The organism is Variovorax sp. GW821-FHT09B01 (genome assembly GCF_059418345.1).
In genome coordinates this window covers 63,429-82,166 of sequence record NZ_JBWKPQ010000020.1, presented here as the reverse complement: position 1 = coordinate 82,166, position 18,738 = coordinate 63,429, and the positions used below count along the sequence as shown (strand labels likewise).

Below are 18,738 nucleotides of genomic sequence, written 5' to 3'. Positions count from 1 at the left end.
TCGCACATGCTGCAAAAGCCACTGCACGGCGTCCGTGTGGTGGAGTTCGAAGGGATCGGGCCGGGCCCGCTGGCCGCCATGATGCTGGCCGACATGGGTGCCGAGGTGATTGCGCTGACACGGGCCGAGCAGGCCGCCGGGGCGCAGCCGCTGGGCGGGGCGGCGGCCAACCCGCTGCACCGGGGCAAGACGGTCGAGATCACCGACCTGAAGTCGCCCGGCGGCAAGGCGCGCGCCCTGGATCTGATCGGCCAGTCCGACGTTCTGATCGAAGGCTTTCGCCCCGGCGTGATGGAACGGCTGGGGTTCGGCCCCGCCGAATGCGCGGCGCGCAACCCCAAGCTGGTCTATGGCCGGATGACGGGCTGGGGCCAGGACGGCCCGCTCTCCCGGGCCGCTGGCCACGACCTGAACTACGTGGCGCTGACGGGCCTGCTGTCGCTGTCGGCCCGCAAGGGGCAGATGCCCATCGTGCCGCCCTCGGTGCTCGGGGACGCGGCCGGGGCGCTGGGCATGGCCTTCGGTGTCGCCTGCGCGCTGGTCGATGCGCGCGGTAACGGTAGGGGCAGTGGCCGCGGCCGGGTCGTGGATGCCGCCATCATCGACATCGTGGCCATGATGGGCACGCTGGTGCATTGGATTCGCGCCAATGGGCAGATCGACGGCACGAAGCCGAGCCCGTTTCACGATTCGCCGTTCTATGACGTGTACGCCTGTGCCGACGGCGGCTTCATCAGCCTCGCGGTGGTGGAGCCCGCGTTCCACGCACTGCTGCTGTCGAAGCTGGGCCTGACGGACGTGAACCCTGCCGACCAGTACGACACGACGACGTGGCCAGCGCTGAAGGAGCGCATTGCGGCCCTCATCCGCAGCCAACCCAGGGCGCACTGGTGCGCGTTGCTCGAAGGCAGCGACGCCTGCTTCGCGCCCGTGCTCAGCCTGGCCGAGGCGGCGCGGCATCCGCACAACGCGGCACGGGGTATCTACCAGACCACCCCCTCCGGCGCCATCGAGGCGGCCCCGGCCCCACGGTTCCAGGCACTCAACGCAACCACATAGGAGACCAGAGAATGACCAACACCACCAAGATCGTGCGCGGCTGCCCGTCTACCTCGGGCAACGACCGCCAGCTCAACACCACGACGCTCATCCGGCACGCCGCGCGCACCCACGGAGACCAGGAGATCGTCTACCGCACGCCCGATGGCGGCTGGGACCGCTACACCTATGCCGACTGCTACGCGCGCGTCTGCCGCAGCGCCAATGCGCTGCGCGCGCTCGGTGTCGAACCTGGCGACCGGGTCGGCATCCTGGACTGGAACAGCCGACGCCATTTCGAGCTGTACTGGTCCATCCCTGGCCTGGGCGCGGTCATGCTGCAGATGAACCTGCGCCTGGGCGCCGAAGACCTGGGCTACGTGGTCGGCCACAGCCAAGTGTCCTACGTATGCGTGGACGAATCATTGCTGCCCATCGCCGAATCCGTCGCGGCGAATTCGCCCCAGATCAAGGGCTGGATCGTCATGACCGACAAGCCGCTGGACCAGATTAAGACCACGCTGAAACCGCTGCTGCACTACGAAGACCTGCTGGCCGCCGCCGACCCCAAGATCGACTGGCCCGAGATCGACGAAACCTCGGCCTACAGCGCCTGCTACACCACCGGCACCACGGGCAAGCCCAAGGGCGTGTACTACTCGCACCGCTGCATCTACCTGCACTCCACGGGCATGGCCACCAATCTGGGCATGACGCTGAGCGACTGCGTGATGCTCATCACGCCCATGTTCCACGGGCAATGCTGGGGCCTGCCGCAGGCCGCCACGCTGCTGGGCGACAAGATCGTGCTGCCGGGCCGCTATGTCGCCGAGGACACCAAGCCCCTGGTTGACGCCATGATCGCCGAGGGCGTGACGGTCGCCAACGGCGCACCGGCCATCTTTCAGCCCATGCTGCAGTACATCGAAACGATGCCGGTCAAGCCGGACTTCAGCAGCATGCGCATGCTGTCCGGCGCCTCCGAGCCGCCGCTGTCGATGATGATCGGTTTCTACAAACTCACCGGTGCCGAGGTGGTCCACGGCTACGGTGCCACCGAAGCCACGACGCTGGTGACCATGAACCGCCTCAAGTCCACGCTCAAGAAGCGCCTGACCGAGGAAGAGCGCTGGAACCTCAAGCGCAAGCAGGGTCTGGTGCTGACCGGGGTGGACATCCGCATCCTCGATGCCGATGACAAGGACTTGCCGCATGACGGAAAGTCGGCGGGCGAGATTTGCGTGCGCGGCCCCTGGATCACGGCCAGCTACCACGACATGCCCGATTCCGCAGACCGCTTCCTGGAGGGTGGCTGGTGGCGCTCGGGCGATGTCGGCACGGTGGACGAGAACGGCTACCTCAAGGTCACCGACCGCATCAAGGACGTGATCAAGAGCGGCGGCGAATGGATTTCTTCCATCGACATGGAAAACCTGCTCATGGGCCACCCCGCCGTGCGCGACGCCGCCGTGGTCGGCGTTCCGCATCCGAAGTGGCAGGAGCGGCCGCTGGCCCTGGTGGTGCTCAAGCCCGGCCAGCAGGCGACCCAGGAACAACTGAAGGAGCACCTGGGCAGCGCCTTCGCCAAGTGGCAGTGGCCGGATCAGGTTCTGTTCGTCGAGGCCATCCCCAAGACCAGCGTCGGCAAGCTCGACAAGAAGCGCATACGCGTCGAGCAGGCAGACCGCTATTCCGCCTGACACCCGCTTTGCATGACCCCCAGTTTCTTACCAGGAGAACCACATGAATGACCATGAACCCGTGATCGTCGGCGCGCTGCGCACCCCCGTGGGCAAGCGCGGCGGGCGCCTGCAAAAATGGCACCCCGTCGATCTGATGGCCGAGACGCTGCGCCAGCTGGTCGAACAGTCCGGCGTCAACCCCTCCGATCTGGACGACGTGATCGTCGGCTGTGTGCTGCAGTGGGACCAGCAGCATGGCAACCTGGCCCGCCATGCCGTGCTGGCGGCGGGGCTGCCCGAATCCGTCCCGGCTGTGACGGTGGACCGGCAATGCGGCTCCGGCCAGCAGGCGGTGAGTTTTGCCGTGCATGGCATCCAGGCGGGGGCCTACCAGCTGGCCATCGGCGGGGGGGTGGAGTCGATGTCGCAGGCGCCGCTGCCGCCGTCGTTCAAGCCCGGCGCGCCGCTGGGCGCGCAATACAGCCCGCGCGAACTGGCGCGCTACCAGGACAACCCGCTGATACCGCAAGGCGTTTCGTCGGAGTTGCTGAACTCGCGCTTCGGCCTGACCCGTGAAGTCCTGGATGCATCCGCCGTGCGCAGCCACAAGCGCGCCGCCGAGGCGATTCAGGCCGGTCGCATCAAGGATCAACTGGTGCATCTGACCGAGGACCCGGCCGACCCGAACAGCCCCGTCGTCGCCGCCGACGAGGGCGTGCGCGCCAACCCCGACCCCGAGAAGCTGGCCACGCTGAAAGCCGTGTTTGCCGCCAACGGCACCACCACCGCCGGCAACTCGTCGCAGATCAGCGACGGCGCCGCCGCACTGCTGATCGCCAGCCGTGCCTATGCCAAAAAGCATGGCCTCAAGCCGCGTGCGCGCTTCGTCAGCACCGCCGTGGCCGCCGCCGACCCGGTGATCCAGTTCACCGCCGTGCTCGACTCCACCCGCAAGGCATTGAAGGAATCGGGCCTGACCATCAACGACATCGACCTGTTCGAAGTCAACGAGGCTTTCGGCGGCGTGCCGCTGATGTTCCAGCAGGAATTCGGCATCCCGGACGACCGCCTGAATGTCAACGGCGGCTCGATGGCCATTGGCCATCCGCTGGGTTCCACCGGCGCGCGCATGCTCACCGACCTGCTGTACGAACTGGAGCGCCGGGGCGGCCGCTATGGCCTGCAAACCATCTGCGAGGCTTCGGGCACGGCCAACACCACCATCATCGAGCGGCTTGCATGAGCGGGGCCACCATGAGCGAAGCCAGTGAAGTGCTCGTCAGCCGTGACGGCGCCGTCGTCACCCTGACCATCAACCGCCCGCGTGCGAAGAACAGCCTGAACCGCGCGGTGTTCGATGGCCTGTCCGCACAGCTTGCGCAACTGCGCGACGACGATGTCGTGCGGGTCGTCGTCATCACCGGCGCCGAGGGCGTGTTTTGCGCGGGCGCCGACATCACGGCCTTTGAAGTGCTGCGCGCCGCGCCGCTGCTGGGCGACCGCTCGGCGACCGGCTGGGACTTCTTTGCGGCGCTGGGGCGCTTCCCCAAGCCCGTCATCGCGGCGGTGGAAAAGGTCGCGCTGGGCGGCGGCACGGAACTGGCGCTGGCCTGCGACATCGTGATCGCGGGCGAGTCCGCCAAGTTCGGCGTGCCGGAAGTCAAGCTGGGCGCCATCCCCGGTGCGGGCGGCACCCAGCGCTTGATTCATGCCATCGGCAAGTCCAAAGCCATGGCGCTGTTGCTGACCGGCGATTTCATGGATGCCCGCAAGGCTTGCGACGTCGGCATCGTCGCCGAAGTGACGGCGGACGGCCAGGCCCTGCCGACGGCGTTGGCGATGGCCAGCCGGATTGCGGCCAATTCGCCGCTGGCCGTGGCGCTGGCCAAGGATGCGGCCCTGGCCAGCTTTGAAACCCCGCTCGCGCAGGGCCTGGAGCATGAGAAGCGCAATTTCGTTGTCGCTTTGCGTTCGGCCGACAACCTGGAAGGGCAAGCGGCATTCCTGGGCAAGCGCACCCCCAAATTCACCGGCCAATAACGCCTGTCTGTCATCTTCAAGGAAAAACCATGCAACTCAATTCCGGCATTTCTGCCGTCATCACCGGGGGGGCTTCCGGCCTGGGGGCCGCCACGGCCCGGCGTTTGGCCAGCCATGGCGTCAAGGTCGCCATCTTCGACATGAACGAAGCCGTCGGCCAGGCGTTGGCCAGCGAGCTTGGCGGCGTTTACTGCAACGTGGACGTAACGTCCGAGGAGCAGGTGGACGCAGCCTTCGCCAAGGCCCGCGCCGCGATCGGGCAGGAACGCGTTTTGGTCAACTGCGCCGGCACGGCCGACGCCGTCAAGACTGTCAGCCGCGATCGGAAAACGGGTGAGATCCGCCCGAGTGCGGTGGATCGCTTCAACCGCATCGTGCAGATCAACCTGGTGGGCACGTTCCGCTGCATTGCCAAATCGACGGCGGGCATGCTGGCGCTGGAACCGCTGGCCGACGGCGACCGCGGCGTCGTGGTCAACACCGCTTCGGCCGCTGCGGTGGACGGCCAGGTCGGCCAGGCCAGCTATGCCGCCAGCAAGGCCGCCGTCATGGGCATGACCTTGCCGATCGCACGCGACCTGATGGACGAAGGCGTTCGCGTCAACACCATCCTGCCGGGGATCTTCGGCACCCCCTTGCTGCTGGCCCTGCCGGACAACGTCAAGCAAGCGCTGGCGGCCAGCGTGCCCTTTCCCAAGCGTTTGGGCGACCCCGATGAATTCGCGCAGGCCGTCGAGTTTCTGGTCACTTGCGGCTACATGAACGCCGAGTCCATCCGCGTGGATGGGGCCCTCCGCATGGCGCCGCGCTGACGCCTTGAACCCTCGAAGAGCTGCGCATGATGTCGTCAACCCGAGAAAGCCGCGCGACGGGAGCCTGGAATGTCAGGGGGCCGGCCACGGGTGACTGCAAGTCATGGCGTGATGTCGATCCGCAGCTCGCCAGGAGCGTCATTCGCCATGATTGACCTGCATTACGCACCGACACCCAACGGCTGGAAGATCTCCATCCTGCTTGAGGAACTCGGACTTCCCTATACGGTGACTCCGGTCAACATCCGCGCTGGCGAGCAATTCAAGCCGGAATTTCTGGCGATCAGCCCGAACAACCGCATTCCGGCCATAGTGGACCATGCGCCGCTCGACGGCGGCGGCCCGCTTTCGGTGTTCGAGACCGGCGCCATCCTGGTCTATCTGGCCCAGAAAACCAACCGCTTCCTGCCCACGGATCTGCGCGGCTTCACCCAAACCATGCAATGGGTGATGTGGCAGGTGAGCGGACTGGGGCCCATGCTCGGCCAGCATGGTCACTTTGCGCTGTATGCGCAGGAAAAGATCGCCTACGCGATCGAGCGTTACCGCGACGAAGCGGCGCGGCTGTATCGCGTGCTCGATACCCAGCTCGGCAAGACCGGCGCCTATGTCGCCGGCGCCGAGTACGGCATCGCCGACATCGCCTGCTTTCCCTGGGCCATGACCCACAAGGCGCAAGGCTTCACGCTCGACGATTTTCCCCACATCAAGCGCTGGTACGCCAGCGTGCGCGCCCGGCCGCAAGTGCAGGCGGGACTGGCGGTCGGCAAATTCGAGAAGGAGCCGCTGGACGACGAAGCAAGAAAGAACATGTTCGGCCAGAAGGCCAAGGAGATGGCACACCGCATGTCGCCCAACAACCAGCGAGAAACACCATGATCGAATTCTTCTTCGACTGCTCCAGCCCCTGGACCTATCTCGCCTTCCACAACATCCAGCCGCTCGCCGACGAACTGGGCGTCGAGGTCACATGGCGGCCCATCCTGGTCGGCGGCATCTTCAACACGATCAATCCGACCGTCTACGCCTCGCGCGAGACGCCGGTGCCGCAGAAGGCCCGCTACCTGAAAAAGGATCTGGCAGATTGGGCCCGCTCGACGGGGCTTGCGATCAAGATGCCGCCGACGGTGTTTCCCGTCAACAGCGTGAAGGCGATGCGCGGCTGCGTCTGGCTCGGCAACGACATGGTGCCGTTTGCCCGCGCCATATTTGAAGCCTATTGGGGCGAGGACCAGGACATCTCGCAGGATTCGGTGCTGACCCATGTGTGCCAGCGCATTGGCATCGATCCCGCCCCATTCTTTGCAGGCATCGGCGAGCAGGCGATCAAGGATCAGCTCAAGGCCAACACCGATGAGGTGGTCGCGCGCGGCGGCTTTGGCTCGCCGACCATCTTTGTGGACAAGACCGACATGTATTTCGGCAACGACCGCATGCCGCTGATCCGCGAAGCCGTGCTGCGCCTGCAAGGGAAGACGGCCTGATACCGCAAGCAGGGTTCACCCATCCATTCATCTCACCACCACCACAGGAGACATCATGCAAAAAAGACAATTCATCACCATGCTTTCCGGCGCCATGCTGACCGGCGTTTCTGGCCTGGTCCGCGCGCAGGGCGCAGGCACCCCGGGCGTGACGGATCGCGAGATCAAGATCGGCTCGACCGGGCCGCTCAGCGGCCCGGCCGCAGGCTATGGCGTCGTCGGCAAGACCATGTCTGCATGGTTTGACCTGGTCAACGCCGAGGGCGGCGTGAATGGGCGCCAGCTCAAGCTGGTGCTGGCCGACGATGGCTACAGCCCGCCGAAAACCCTGGAGCAATCGCGCCGCCTGGTGGAGCGCGATCAGGTGGCTTTTCTCGCGGCGCAGATAGGCTCGTCCACTGGGCTGGCGTCGCGCAGCTATCTCAACAACGCCAAAGTACCGCAACTCTTCGTTTCGTCCGGCTCTGCCACGTGGCTGGATGATGCGGCTAAGTTCCCCTGGAGCATGGGCTGGCTGCCCCTGTACACCGACGAAGGGCGCATCCTGGCCAGGCACATCCTGCAGACGCGGCCCAACGCGAAGATCGCCATGTTCTACCAGAACGACGACGCCGGCAAGGATGTGCTGCGTGGCGTGAAGGAGGTTCTGGCTGCCGCCGGGAAGAAGCTCATCAGCGAAGAGTCGCATGAAGTGTCGGATCCGACGGTGGACTCGCAGATCGTCTCCATGCATGCCTCGGGCGCGGACGTGCTGGTGGCGTGGGGTTCGCCCAAAGCCACCCTCCAGTCGCTGCGCAAGACCCACGACATCGGCTGGCGCCCGGCCATCTACATCAACCCGAGCGCATCTTCGGTGCCCGCGGTGCTGACTCCGGTGGGGCTGGACAAGGTCAAGGGCATCATGAGCGCCGCGTTCCTCAAGGATCCGAGCGATCCGACCTGGAAGGACGACCCTGGTGTCCTGGCCTGGCATGCCTTCATGGACAAATACAACAAAGGCGCGGCCAAGGAGTACCTCACCGTGCTCGGTGCCTGCCTTGGGCAAGTGACAGTGCAGTTGCTCAAGCAGTGCGGCAACGACCTCTCGCGCGAGAACATCATGCGGCAGTCGCGCCGCCTGGACATGGATTTGCCCATGATGCTGCCGGGCCTGCGTGTCAAGACCAGCGACGCCCGCCCTCACCCGATACCGGACATGCGCATCCAGCAGTTCGACGGCACGAGCTGGAAGGTGATGCCGTCCTGACGGGGCGAGCGCAGCGATGGAACCCATTCTTTCCGTACGCGACCTGACGATCCGCTTCGGCGGTGTCGTCGCGCTGGACGCCTTCTCGATGGACGTGCCCGAGGGCTGCATCTTCGGCCTGATCGGGCCGAACGGCGCTGGCAAGACGACCTGCTTCAACTGCATCAGCGGCCTGTACCGGCCCACCCACGGCAGCGTGCGCTTCGGCCAGGCCGAGTTGACGCGCCTGCCGCGCCACGGCGTGGCACGGCTGGGTCTGAGCCGCACCTTCCAGAACGTGGCGCTCTACCCCTCGCTCACGGTGCGCGAAAACGTGATGGTGGGTGCGCACGCGCGGCTGCCGGTGTCGATGCTGGGTGCCGCGCTGCGCTCGCGCGCCGTCCGTGCCGCCGAGGAAGAAATCGCGCACTCGGCTGACGCGGCCCTGGCCACGCTGCGGCTGTCCGACTATGCCGACCGGGGCGTGGCGGAACTGCCGGTGGGCATCCAGCACCGCGTGGAAATCGCGCGGGCGCTGGTGACGCGGCCCAAGCTGCTGCTGCTTGACGAACCCGCCGCTGGCCTCACCGCTGGCGAGGTCGATGAACTGCGCGACGTGCTGCTGCGCCTGCACGAGGAATTGAAGCTGACCATGGTGATCGTGGAGCACAACATGCGCTTCGTGATGAAGACCTGCTCCGACCTCGCGGTACTGAGCTTTGGCCGCAAGCTCGCCCAGGGCTCGCCCGAGGAAGTGGCCAACAACGACGCCGTGCTCGATGCCTATCTGGGAGGTGTGCTGTGACCCAACGGCTTGAAATCCGCAACCTCGCGGTGGCCTACGGCCGAACGGCGGTGGTGCATGGCATCGACCTGCACGTGCAGGCCGGCGAGATGGTGGCGCTGCTCGGCGCCAACGGCGCGGGAAAGACCTCCATCCTGCGCGCCATCAGCCACCAGCAGGTGACTGCCAAGGGCACGCTGCGCTTCGAGGGCCAGGACATCATCGACATGGCCGCGCCCGCCATCGCCTCGCTGGGCATCGCCCACGTGCCCGAAGGGCGCGGCACCTTTGGCGACCTGACGGTGCTGGAAAACCTGCGCGTGGGCGCCATCCACCGCCGCGACAAGGACGGCATCGAGCAGGACATCGCCCGGATGCAGACGCTGTTTCCCAAGCTGTCCAGCCGCGCGAAGCAGGCGGCGGGCACGCTCAGCGGCGGCGAGCAGCAGATGCTGGCCATCGCGCGCGCGCTGATGACGCGCCCCAAGATGCTGCTGCTGGACGAGCCTTCGTTCGGCATCGCGCCGCGCGTGACGCAGGAGATCTACGAACTCCTGCACCAGTTGCGCGAAACCGAGCACCTCACGGCGCTCATCGTGGAGCAGAACGCCCAGGTCGCGCTGAACCTAGTCAACCGGGCCTATGTGCTCGAAAGCGGGCGCGTCACTGCCCAGGGCACCGCAGCCGAGCTGCGCGAAGACGACGCCGTGCGCCGCAGCTACCTCGGCCACTGATCAAAAAAGGTTCATCACCATGCAAGCATTCCTTCACCAGATAGCTTCGGGCCTGGCGGCGGGCGGCATCTATGCCAGCCTCGCCATCGCGCTTGTGCTCATCTATCGCTGCACTTCGTCCGTCAACTTCGCGCAGGGCGAACTGGCGATGTTCTCCACCTATATGAGCTGGGCGTTGGTTCAGGCGGGCGCATCATGGTGGGTGGCCTTCGCCGTCGTGGTCGTGGGTTCCTTCCTGCTCGGGCTGGCGCTGGAACGGGTCATCTTCCAGCCCCTGCGGCACAAGCCGGTGCTCTCGGTCGTGGCGGCCAGCATCGCGCTGCTCATCATCTTGAACAGCCTGGTCGGCTGGCTGTTCGGGCATGAGATGCTGGAGTTCGCCACGCCGTTCGGTGGCGTCCTCAGCCGTGCCGAACCCTATCTGTCGGCCCACGAGGTCGGCGTTCTGCTCGTCACCCTGGCCGAACTGGCGGCGGTATTCGCGTTCTTCCGCTTCACCCGGTTCGGCCTGGCGATGCGTGCGGTGGCGGTGAACGCGCCGTCGGCGGAACTGTCGGGCATCAGCACCAACAAGGTGCTGGCCGTGGGCTGGGGTCTTGCAGCGGTGGCCGGTGCCGTGGCGGGGCTGATGGCCGCGCCCATCGTGTTCCTGGAGCCGTCGATGATGATGGGGCCGCTGATCTACGCACTGGCGGGCGCGCTGCTGGGCGGCATCGCCAGCCCTGTGGGCGCCGTGGCCGGGGGCTTCGCCGTCGGGGTACTGGAGAACCTGCTGGGCGCCTACGTGGTCGGCAACGACCTGAAACTGACCTGCATCATGCTGTTGATCATCGCGATGCTGGTCTTGCGGCCCGCCGGTATCTTCGGCAAGACGGCCCAGGTGAGGGTGTGAGCATGAGTACCATGAACGCCCCACTCAACATCCGCCCGGCGGCATCGCCCACCTGGTTGCGCTGGACGGCCTCGGTGGTCGGGCTCGCGCTGCTGGCCTGGTCCTTTAGTTGGCAAAGTTATCCGTTGTACGTGATGACGCAGGTGCTGATCTATGGCATCGCCATCATGGGCCTGAACCTGCTCACCGGCTACACGGGCCAGATCTCGCTCGGCCACAGCGCCTTCTTCGCCATCGGTGCCTATACTGCGGCGGTGCTCTCGCATCACCTGGGCTGGCCATTCTACGTGGGCGTGCCGGTGGCGGCGCTGTTGTGCTTCGTGGCGGGTTTCCTCTTCGGCTTCCCGGCGCTGCGGCTGCCCATGCTTTATCTGGCGCTGTCCACCTTCGCGGTGGCGGTGGTGACACCGCAGGCGCTCAAGTGGAAAAAGATCGAGTGGCTGACCGGCGGCGTGGCGGGGATCGTCCTGGAAAAACCTGTGTTCCCAGGAGTGCTGGCCGACCGGGCGGACTGGGCCATCATGGCCTGCGTTGCGGCCTGCGCGCTCTGCGCCTTCCTGCTGGCGCGGCGGATTCTCGGCTCGCAGTTCGGCCGCCTGGTGGACGCCTCGCGCGACCAGCCGCTCGCGGCGGCGGCGGGCGGGCTCGACATCACCGCCCTGCGCACGCAGATGTTCGGCCTCAGCGCGGCGTTCACCGGCCTGGCCGGTGCCCTGAGCGTGGTGGCGGGCCAGTTCGTCGCGCCCGAGAACTTTCCCTTCCTGCTCTCGGTGTCCCTGCTGGTGGGCAGCTTCGTGGGCGGGGTGCGCAGCCTGTGGGGCGCCTTCCTGGGGGCTGCCTTCATCGTGCTCACGCCCAACTTGGCCGAGAGCGTGTCGCAATCCGCGCCGTGGATGATCTTCGGCTTCGCACTGCTCGCGGTGGTCTTCCTGGCCCCCAATGGCTTGAGCGGCTGGATCACCAGCCTCCGGCGCAGGCGTGCAAATTCCTCATCCGCCCAGTCTTAGATGCTTTCCATGCAGCCCGTCTTCGTCGCTGGCACGGGCATGACCCGTTCCGGCAAGCACATTGACTGCGGTCTCAAATCGCTCACCGCCGAGGCGATTGGCGAAGCCATTGCCGATGCAGGCATCACCCCGTCCCAACTGCAGGCGCCCCACATGCGCAACGCCGCTGCTGGTGTCATGGCCGACCAGGTGCTGATCCCCGGAAAGGTGGCGTTGCGCGGCATGGGCATCAGGCGCATTCCGGTCGTCAACATCGAGAACGCTTGTAGACGCATCCTTGCAGTGGGTGCTCGATATGCTGCTGGCTTCAGATAACAGATAAGCCCTGTTGCCGTCGGATTTGCCAGGATACGCGGCCGTCATGTACCTGCGCAGAAATCGGCATACCGAGTCGTTGTTCGATGACAGGCCTCCATGGCACCAGGCTGAACCCCATGCCGTCATCGAGCATGGCGTAGCGCCCGCTGGCCAGCATGACGCTGCGGCGGTAGATGCCCGCCACGCGCTGGCCATCGGCCACGGGCCGATGCTCCAGGCCAGTTTCGGCGGCCAAGTCCTTCGCGGCATGCGCTACATCCCGGCTGCGCAGCGTTGCCAGCAGATTGCGCGCCAGGATGACGCGTTGGCCGCGCCGCTCGGCCAGCCCCTGTTCGGCCAGGAAGTCGGTGCGCTGTTGCATTGCCTGCTTGGCCTCACCGCCAAAGCCCAGGTCGCCCAGGCCAGAGCCGCCGCCGATCAACTGCTGGTCAAGCCAGGTGGCCCCGATCACGCGGGCCTGCCGCTCGATGGGCAGGTGCGATTTCAGCTCCACGGCCACGCCGCCCAGGCGCTGCGCGTCGTAGCGACGGCCCTGATCGGGCAGGTCGCCCGGCACCTTCCATAGCCCTTCGGCCACGCGCTCCACGATGCCTGCCCGGCGCAGGGCTTCCAAGCGCCGGACGTGGGCCGCGACGACTTCCTGCGGATCGCGGCCCGGCACGGCCTGGCCCTGCGCGATAGCAAGGTGGTGGTCGGTGCGGTACAGACCATCGCTCGCCAGCACGGCGATGTTCTTGTCGGCCGCGCGCACGTCGGCCGATCCCTTCACCTCCACCACGGCGCCGGTGGGATAGTTCGCCAGCTCGTCGCGGGTGTTGAGCGCGACGTAGTGGGCCTTGCCGTCCACCCCGTCGATGACCAGATAGCCACGGTCGCGCAGCTCGTCGGCCAGCCCCTTCGCGGCTACGCGGCCGAGAATGGTTCGGCCATCGTCGCCCGGCTCGAACACCGCCAGTTCGCGCGGCTCGCCGCGCATGGCACGCTGCATGGTGCGGATGATGTCGCCACGCTCGCCCAGGGCGCGCAGGGTCTTCTCGGCATCGGCATGGACGGCCCAGGTGCCCGGCTGCGTCTCGTCGGCCAGCCCCAGGCGCTGCAAGCGTTGCAGGCGGCCGATCAGCAGCAGGCGTTGGCGTTGCAGCTTCGGTTCGTTGAAGCGTTCGATCTGCACCCGGCCGTCTTCGCCGGCCTCGCGTTTCAGCGTGCGATCCAGGCTCGTCCACCGCTCCTGCTCCACCTCGCGTTGCAAGGTCTGCTGGATCTCCAGTTCGGTGCGCGGCCCCAGCCATTCGGTCGCCAGCTCGGATGCGCGATGCCGAAAGCCATCGGCGATGTAGTCACCCGCGATGATGAGGTCTTTGCTGGTATCGTCGCGCCCGCGCACGATCAGGTGGGCGTGGGGGTTGTCGGTGTTCCAGTGATCAACGGCCACCCATTCCAGCCGTGTGCCCAGGTCAGCTTCCATGCGGTTCATCAGATGCCGTGTATAGGTGCGCAGGTCTTCCAGCTCCGCGCCGTCCTCGGGCGAGACGATGAAGCGGAAGTGATGCCGGTCGTCGGCGCAGCGTTCCTTGAAGGCGTCGAGGTCGGCGGTATCGGTCTGCGGCCCGTAGGCTTGGCCTGGCTCGCCGTCGCGGCCCACGCCGTCGCGCTCGATGTAGCGTAGGTGCTTGGCGAGCGATTGCGGGCTGGCCCGCTGCTGGTTCACCAGTAGGGTCTTGATGGTCACGCGCCGCGACATGGGTGTCAGCTTCGCGCCCGCAAACCGCGCCGCCGTATGGCCGCGCCCCAGGCGTGAGCCGGGCCGCTGGCCGGTGGCCTTGCCGCCGACGGCCGATGCCGGACGGCGCACCGAGGACTTGCCGCCACTGGCCTTGCCGGCCTGCTGGAGCACCTTGGAAACGAAGCCCTGGCCGCGGTTTTTTGGCGCGCTGGGGCGGATGTGGAAATCGTCGTCGCGGCGGTTGATCATGACTTCTCTCCCTGAAAGCTGGGGCGTAGTCCGTCGTGCGAAGCACGCGAACAAGCCCATATCGACGCGGGCCACGCGCCACAAGCAGCACGGCGGCGAAGCCGCTGCGTGCCGCGCCACCCCCACGTGCAGACTGGCTTTGCGGGCCGACAGGTGCCGCCCCCTTTTGTCTTGCCTTCCGCATTTGCCTCCCGCATCCGCTCCAGGCAACTGCGGCCCGGCGGCAAGGCTGCACCGGCAGCCAGCGCACCGGCGAACACGGCGATGGCCGCAGGCCATCCGTGTTCGAGACAAGACGCCTGCACGTGGGACGGCTGCGCCGGAGGCAGCGTGAAGTGCGGCGCGGATGCGCTCGCACTGCATGTGCGACGACACACGGAACGCCGCCGGAACGACACGCCCGATAGCACGATGATGCACAGCGAATCAGCGGCCATCATGGGCGCGACTCCAGCCAAACCGGGCGCGCAACGCCAACCACGGCGGCTGCGCTGACCGGCCCGAAATACCGGCTGTCGAAAGACGCCGGATTGGTCGCGCTGAGCAGGAACAGCTCGCCAGGCTGAAGGCGACGGCACTGCTGCCAGGATGGCAGCGGCCGGCCCCAGCGATCGGCAGGCAACACGGCGGCTGAAGGCACGCCGTCGATGCGGACTTTGCCGTCAGCGATACACACCTCTTGCGGCGCCATCGCGCCCACGCGCTTGAGCAACGGGATGCGCGTCGGTAGGTAGCCGCGCTGCGCAGCCAGCGCGGCGGCCTCGGCGGGCAGCGGCACCAACACGATGCTACCCACGGACAACGGACGTGGCGGCGAGCTGGTGCGATGGTCGAGCGGATCGACGCGATACCATCCGACCGCCACGCTGTCGGATGGGTTGTAGGTCAGGCGCGGCAGCGGATGCACGAAGGACGCCCAGGCAAGCGCAGCGAGGCCGCAGGTGGACAGGCCCGCCAGCATGAGGCGAGCGCGCAGGCGCGAGCGTGGATGCGTGACAGCAGTGGGAACAGAAATCGTGCTCATGACAGCGCCCTCACGGCCAGCCAGGCGGCGTGCCGCTCGGCGCTGTATTCGGGCAGCGGCAAGCGCGCCGCGAGCCGGTTGCCCAGCGTGCGCCAGTACGCGGGCGAGGCGGTAGCAGGCGTGATGCCCAGCGCTTCGATGCCGTCGATGCGTTCCAGCACGGCACGCACCGATTGCTCACCCTCGGCGTGCAGCAACAGGCGCGCGCCCGGCTGCACGCCGGGGATGCGCTGCGCGCCATCCATCGGCATGCACGCCTGCATCACCATGAGCTGCCAGCGGATCGTGCCGTAGTCGTTGGCCTGCCAGCGGATGCGGCAGAGAACCGCGTTCGGCGTGAACACCGCGCAGCGACGCCAGCGGTCGAATCGGATGATGCGCGAGGGATCGCCGAAGCGCAGATAGAGGTCGAAGCGTTGGTCGATGTAGGCGAGCGCAACGCGCGTCAGCGGCACGCCATCGGCTCGGCCGACTGGCGGGGCAGATGACGTCGGCAATGCTGTCGAAACGGGTGTGATCATGGAGACTTCTCCGGGAATTCCCGCTTCAGCAGCGCGCGCAACAGATCAGCCACCGTCACGCCTTGCGTGAAGGCCGATACCTTGATGCGCGCCCGCATGGCGGGCGTGATGTCGAGGGTCAGGCGGGCCGTGTAGAGGTCGCCTTTCTGGAGGTCATCGGCGCTGCCCTGGCGAATCCACGCCTCGGCGTGCGGATTCGCGGGCGGGCGCGCGCCGATGCCCACGCGCTTGCCCGTGCGTTTGCTGGCGGGACTGCTCATGACGGCCACCGCAGCAGTTCGTCCACCAGCGCGGTGATTTCGCTGGCGGCGGCGCTGTCGGGCGCCGTCTCGCGCGCCAGTCGGCCAGCGGCCACGCTGTCGGCGAACACGATGCGTTGATGCACTTCCGCGCGCAGCGCGGGCAGCGGCTGCTCGGCCAGCGCTCCGCGTGCTTCGCGTCCGATCACCGTGGTGCTGACGCGCCGGTTGATGACAAACGCCGCGCGCAGCGCAGGCCGAAACACCTGCGCCTCGCGGATCAGCGCCACCATCTCGGCACTGGCCCACAGGTCGTAGGGACTGGGCTGCACGGGAATCAGCACCCGCTCGGCCGCCAGCAGCGCGGAGCGCGCCAGCGCCGCGATGCGTGGTGGCCCGTCGATGACGACGTGATCGGCCCGCCTGGCGAGTTCTGGCGCTTCCTGGTGCAGGGTTTCGCGAGCAAGGCCCACAGCGCTGAACAGCCTTGGCAAGCCTTGCTGGCTGCGGCGCTGCGTCCAGTCCAGCGCGGAGCCCTGCGGATCGGCATCCAGCAGGACGACGTGCTGGCCGCGCATCGCCAGCTCGCCGGCGATGTGCGTTGCGAGCGTGGTCTTGCCCACGCCGCCTTTCTGGTTGAGCAGCGCGACGATCATGGCCTGGCCCTCCGCGTTGGAAAGCCCGGCTGTTGCCGCTGCGCTTCGCGTCCTGTGGCGGTTGTCCACCGAGACGCGGCGCTGCTACTACCAGTTAGAGTATTTAAGTTAGGGAAGTTAAGGGAGACCGAAACCCGCGCCAGCATTGGCTTTGCGGCCGATGGACACGCCTGATAGCACGATAGTCCCACGCCCGATAGCACGATACCTGGCACGCCTGATAGCACGAGCCCGTCCACAGGACGCGCACCGTTTATCCCCGTGCCGTGGACGGCACGGGACGCCCTGGCCGGAAGGTCAGCAGCTCGGCGCCATCCAGCCGTTCGATGCCCAGGACGTAGCCCGGCAGTGACTGCCGCGCGACCAGCGCACGCAGGTCGCAGGCAAAGTCGTAGGGCTTGGCCGTGCTGCCCGACTTGCGGTACAGGTGCTGGAAGTCGAACTGCCACCCGCCCGGCTGCCGCCCACCGTGCTTGCGCACCAGGCGGTACAGCCAGCGCTCGATCCCGCCCGTCAGCCGGAAGTACGCCGGGTCGATGGTCAGCACCAGGGCGGCATCGAGCACGCCCGCATAGAACCAGTCCGGCAGGATCAGCTCCAGTCCCAAGGGCGTTCCCCTGGCATCGGCCAGCTCCTTCCACTCGTTGATCCACGAGAAGCGGTGCAGCCGCCTTCCCGTGGTCTCCCGGATGGACGTGGCCACCGTCGTGGATTGCAGGCGATCCAGCGCGGCCTTGAGGCGCTGGTAGTCGCGCAGCGATGTACCGCGCCCGATGAAGCGCAGGATCTCGTAGGGCGTGGCCTGCATCAGCCGCGACGGGCGCAAGCCCGCGTCGCGCGCCTCCACGATCTGCGAGGCCGCCCAGATCAGCACGTCGGCATCCCAGATCGTGGCGATGCCGTGTTCCTGCGTGCCTTCCACGCGGATCGTGATGCCGCCGGCCTGAAAGTCGATCGGCGTCGTGCGCCGCGACTTCGCCAGCGAGAAGAACGGAAAGGCCATCAAGTCCTGGCTGTCGCGCGGCGCCATGTCGCCCGGCAAGGCGCGAAACAGATCGAGCTGTTCGCGCTCCTGCCTGACTGCCCCGGATGGGCTGAACATGGCGAAGGCCACCCGCGCGCCAGTGATCAGCGCGCACGGCTGTCCGCCGAGTGCTGCTCGGCGTATTCGGGATCGGACGTGCTCTCGAAGCTGCGCTCGGCGGCCCAGGCATCGAGGTCGGCCACGGCGTACATGACGCGGCGGCCGAACTTGCGGAACTTGGGGCCGCCACCCAGCACGCGCTGCTTTTCCAGCGTGCGCGGCGACAGCCGCAGGTAGTCGGCAGCCTCGTCGTTGGTGAGATAACGCTGCGGCTGTGCAGCAGCGGCCGGGGTAGCTGCGGGTGCGGCGGCAGGCCGCAAGGGAGCAGGACGCATGGTGAGAACCTCCATCGGTTGCAGGGCTCCGGCCACACAGCGCAACCGGATGGAGGCAGTCTCAGAAAACGAAGCGCTCCTGCTCAGGGTCGTTTTGCGTCCTCTTCAAAACGACCCTTCTCAAGCGGCGCAAGCTGTGCTAGGCGGCGATAGCCGCCGCGCATCAGCGCATCGCCGCGCCGCACCAGGCGGCGCACCTTGGAGCGCAGGCCGCCGTCGCTGTACCAGCCGGCCGCGGCGTCCGCACCGAACAAGCCCTCGGCCACGTCGCGCAAGGACGCGCCCGCCAGGGTGGCGTCGAGCGCCTGCAGGGTGTGCAGCTCCAGCAGCGCCGCAGGGGGCGGTCGGGGGCGAGCCATCGGCGCTGGCGTGTCAGGCACGTGGGTGGCCCCACGGCCACGGTAGGCATGGGCCACGGCCATGCCGTCCTCAAGGCCAGGCGCCAGCGCATAGCGCTGGCAAAGGCCGGGGCTGCGCGCGATCAGCGCCAGGCCCTTGCCGTCGTGGAGCAGTTGCTTGTGGCCGGGAATGCGCCAAAACGCGAACGGCTCGGCATCCGGTGGCGGATCGGCATCGGGGTGAAGCTGCACCACGGCCTCATGGCCGGGGAGCCAGGCCGGATGCGCGTCACGCGCGTCCAAGGCCGGGTCTTCCAGCAGACGCAGGCCCCAGCGATGCGCAGCCTCATGCATTGCTTGTGCTTGGCGATGACGGCGCAGCCAGTCGAGCCGGTAGTCGGGATGGCGACGCAGGTACTCCCAGGCCAGTGCGAGCGTGTCCAGGCACAGGACGTAGAGGTAGGCGGCGGTCGGATACCAGTGCGCGAAGTGGTGCGGCTCGGCCATGACGCAAGCTCCCGTAGAGCAGGACGGCCGTCACCGGTTTCACACG

General features: G+C 67.1%; 21 protein-coding genes. 13 read left to right on the top strand and 8 right to left on the bottom strand.

Going from position 1 to position 18,738, the window contains the following annotated elements; all coding sequences use genetic code 11:
• Nucleotides 1-6 precede the first annotated feature (6 nt).
• The 13 genes from AC07RV_RS35295 to AC07RV_RS35235 all read left to right on the top strand — a co-directional run bounded on the left by AC07RV_RS35295 (nucleotide 7) and on the right by AC07RV_RS35235 (nucleotide 12,013).
• A complete protein-coding gene (locus AC07RV_RS35295) occupies nucleotides 7-1,059 on the top strand; it encodes a CaiB/BaiF CoA transferase family protein (RefSeq protein WP_016452529.1) in 1,053 nt (350 codons plus the stop codon).
• Nucleotides 1,060-1,070: 11 nt separating this feature from the next.
• The gene (locus AC07RV_RS35290) at nucleotides 1,071-2,738 is read left to right on the top strand and encodes a long-chain fatty acid--CoA ligase (protein WP_016452530.1); all 1,668 of its coding nucleotides are present in this window, start codon (nucleotides 1,071-1,073) and stop codon (nucleotides 2,736-2,738) included.
• Nucleotides 2,739-2,781: 43 nt separating this feature from the next.
• Entirely contained in the window at nucleotides 2,782-3,963 is a 1,182-nt protein-coding gene (locus AC07RV_RS35285) for a thiolase family protein (protein ID WP_016452531.1), read from the top strand.
• Nucleotides 3,960-4,760 (top strand): enoyl-CoA hydratase/isomerase family protein, encoded by an 801-nt coding sequence (locus tag AC07RV_RS35280; protein ID WP_016452532.1) that lies wholly within the window; start codon nucleotides 3,960-3,962, stop codon nucleotides 4,758-4,760. Before AC07RV_RS35285 ends, AC07RV_RS35280 begins: the two co-directional genes overlap by 4 nt.
• Before the next feature lie 29 nt (nucleotides 4,761-4,789).
• A complete protein-coding gene (locus tag AC07RV_RS35275; protein WP_016452533.1) occupies nucleotides 4,790-5,572 on the top strand; it encodes an SDR family NAD(P)-dependent oxidoreductase in 783 nt (260 codons plus the stop codon).
• 147 nt (nucleotides 5,573-5,719) lie between these two features.
• Complete coding sequence (locus AC07RV_RS35270; RefSeq protein ID WP_016452534.1) at nucleotides 5,720-6,451, top strand: glutathione binding-like protein; 732 nt, start codon at nucleotides 5,720-5,722, stop codon at nucleotides 6,449-6,451.
• The gene (locus tag AC07RV_RS35265) at nucleotides 6,448-7,056 is read left to right on the top strand and encodes a 2-hydroxychromene-2-carboxylate isomerase (RefSeq protein WP_016452535.1); all 609 of its coding nucleotides are present in this window, start codon (nucleotides 6,448-6,450) and stop codon (nucleotides 7,054-7,056) included. Before AC07RV_RS35270 ends, AC07RV_RS35265 begins: the two co-directional genes overlap by 4 nt.
• Nucleotides 7,057-7,111: 55 nt before the next feature.
• Nucleotides 7,112-8,302, top strand: a complete 1,191-nt coding sequence (locus tag AC07RV_RS35260; protein ID WP_016452536.1) for an ABC transporter substrate-binding protein — start codon at nucleotides 7,112-7,114, stop codon at nucleotides 8,300-8,302.
• 16 nt (nucleotides 8,303-8,318) lie between these two features.
• Entirely contained in the window at nucleotides 8,319-9,086 is a 768-nt protein-coding gene (locus tag AC07RV_RS35255; RefSeq protein ID WP_016452537.1) for an ABC transporter ATP-binding protein, read from the top strand.
• The gene (locus AC07RV_RS35250) at nucleotides 9,083-9,799 is read left to right on the top strand and encodes an ABC transporter ATP-binding protein (protein ID WP_016452538.1); all 717 of its coding nucleotides are present in this window, start codon (nucleotides 9,083-9,085) and stop codon (nucleotides 9,797-9,799) included. Before AC07RV_RS35255 ends, AC07RV_RS35250 begins: the two co-directional genes overlap by 4 nt.
• Nucleotides 9,800-9,818: 19 nt before the next feature.
• Nucleotides 9,819-10,691, top strand: a complete 873-nt coding sequence (locus AC07RV_RS35245; RefSeq protein WP_016452539.1) for a branched-chain amino acid ABC transporter permease — start codon at nucleotides 9,819-9,821, stop codon at nucleotides 10,689-10,691.
• 11 nt (nucleotides 10,692-10,702) lie between these two features.
• Entirely contained in the window at nucleotides 10,703-11,698 is a 996-nt protein-coding gene (locus AC07RV_RS35240; protein ID WP_197488159.1) for a branched-chain amino acid ABC transporter permease, read from the top strand.
• 9 nt (nucleotides 11,699-11,707) lie between these two features.
• On the top strand, nucleotides 11,708-12,013 hold the full coding sequence (locus AC07RV_RS35235) for a beta-ketoacyl-[acyl-carrier-protein] synthase family protein (protein WP_016452541.1): 306 nt from the start codon (nucleotides 11,708-11,710) through the stop codon (nucleotides 12,011-12,013).
• On the opposite strand, the gene AC07RV_RS35230 is transcribed toward AC07RV_RS35235, so the two are convergent.
• From AC07RV_RS35230 to AC07RV_RS35195, 8 genes are all read right to left on the bottom strand, one after another.
• Nucleotides 12,006-13,988, bottom strand: coding sequence for a relaxase/mobilization nuclease domain-containing protein (locus tag AC07RV_RS35230; protein ID WP_016452542.1), 1,983 nt, complete (start codon nucleotides 13,986-13,988; stop codon nucleotides 12,006-12,008). The genes AC07RV_RS35235 and AC07RV_RS35230 overlap by 8 nt on opposite strands.
• Nucleotides 13,989-14,424: 436 nt before the next feature.
• Nucleotides 14,425-15,012 carry a S26 family signal peptidase gene (locus tag AC07RV_RS35225; RefSeq protein WP_016452543.1) on the bottom strand — a complete coding sequence of 196 codons (588 nt, stop codon included), beginning with the start codon at nucleotides 15,010-15,012 and terminating at the stop codon, nucleotides 14,425-14,427.
• Nucleotides 15,009-15,533 carry a DUF2840 domain-containing protein gene (locus AC07RV_RS35220; protein WP_016452544.1) on the bottom strand — a complete coding sequence of 175 codons (525 nt, stop codon included), beginning with the start codon at nucleotides 15,531-15,533 and terminating at the stop codon, nucleotides 15,009-15,011. Before AC07RV_RS35220 ends, AC07RV_RS35225 begins: the two co-directional genes overlap by 4 nt.
• Nucleotides 15,530-15,793: a hypothetical protein gene (locus tag AC07RV_RS35215; RefSeq protein WP_016452545.1), complete on the bottom strand. Its 264-nt coding sequence runs from the start codon at nucleotides 15,791-15,793 to the stop codon at nucleotides 15,530-15,532. Before AC07RV_RS35215 ends, AC07RV_RS35220 begins: the two co-directional genes overlap by 4 nt.
• On the bottom strand, nucleotides 15,790-16,428 hold the full coding sequence (gene parA, locus AC07RV_RS35210; RefSeq protein WP_016452546.1) for a ParA family partition ATPase: 639 nt from the start codon (nucleotides 16,426-16,428) through the stop codon (nucleotides 15,790-15,792). The genes AC07RV_RS35215 and parA overlap by 4 nt, the downstream gene beginning before the upstream one ends.
• 253 nt (nucleotides 16,429-16,681) lie before the next feature.
• The gene (locus AC07RV_RS35205; protein WP_016452547.1) at nucleotides 16,682-17,530 is read right to left on the bottom strand and encodes a replication initiator protein A; all 849 of its coding nucleotides are present in this window, start codon (nucleotides 17,528-17,530) and stop codon (nucleotides 16,682-16,684) included.
• Nucleotides 17,531-17,556: 26 nt separating this feature from the next.
• Nucleotides 17,557-17,847: a helix-turn-helix transcriptional regulator gene (locus AC07RV_RS35200; RefSeq protein WP_016452548.1), complete on the bottom strand. Its 291-nt coding sequence runs from the start codon at nucleotides 17,845-17,847 to the stop codon at nucleotides 17,557-17,559.
• An 83-nt stretch (nucleotides 17,848-17,930) separates the two neighbouring features.
• On the bottom strand, nucleotides 17,931-18,692 hold the full coding sequence (locus AC07RV_RS35195) for a DUF2285 domain-containing protein (protein ID WP_016452549.1): 762 nt from the start codon (nucleotides 18,690-18,692) through the stop codon (nucleotides 17,931-17,933).
• Nucleotides 18,693-18,738: the final 46 nt, after the last annotated feature.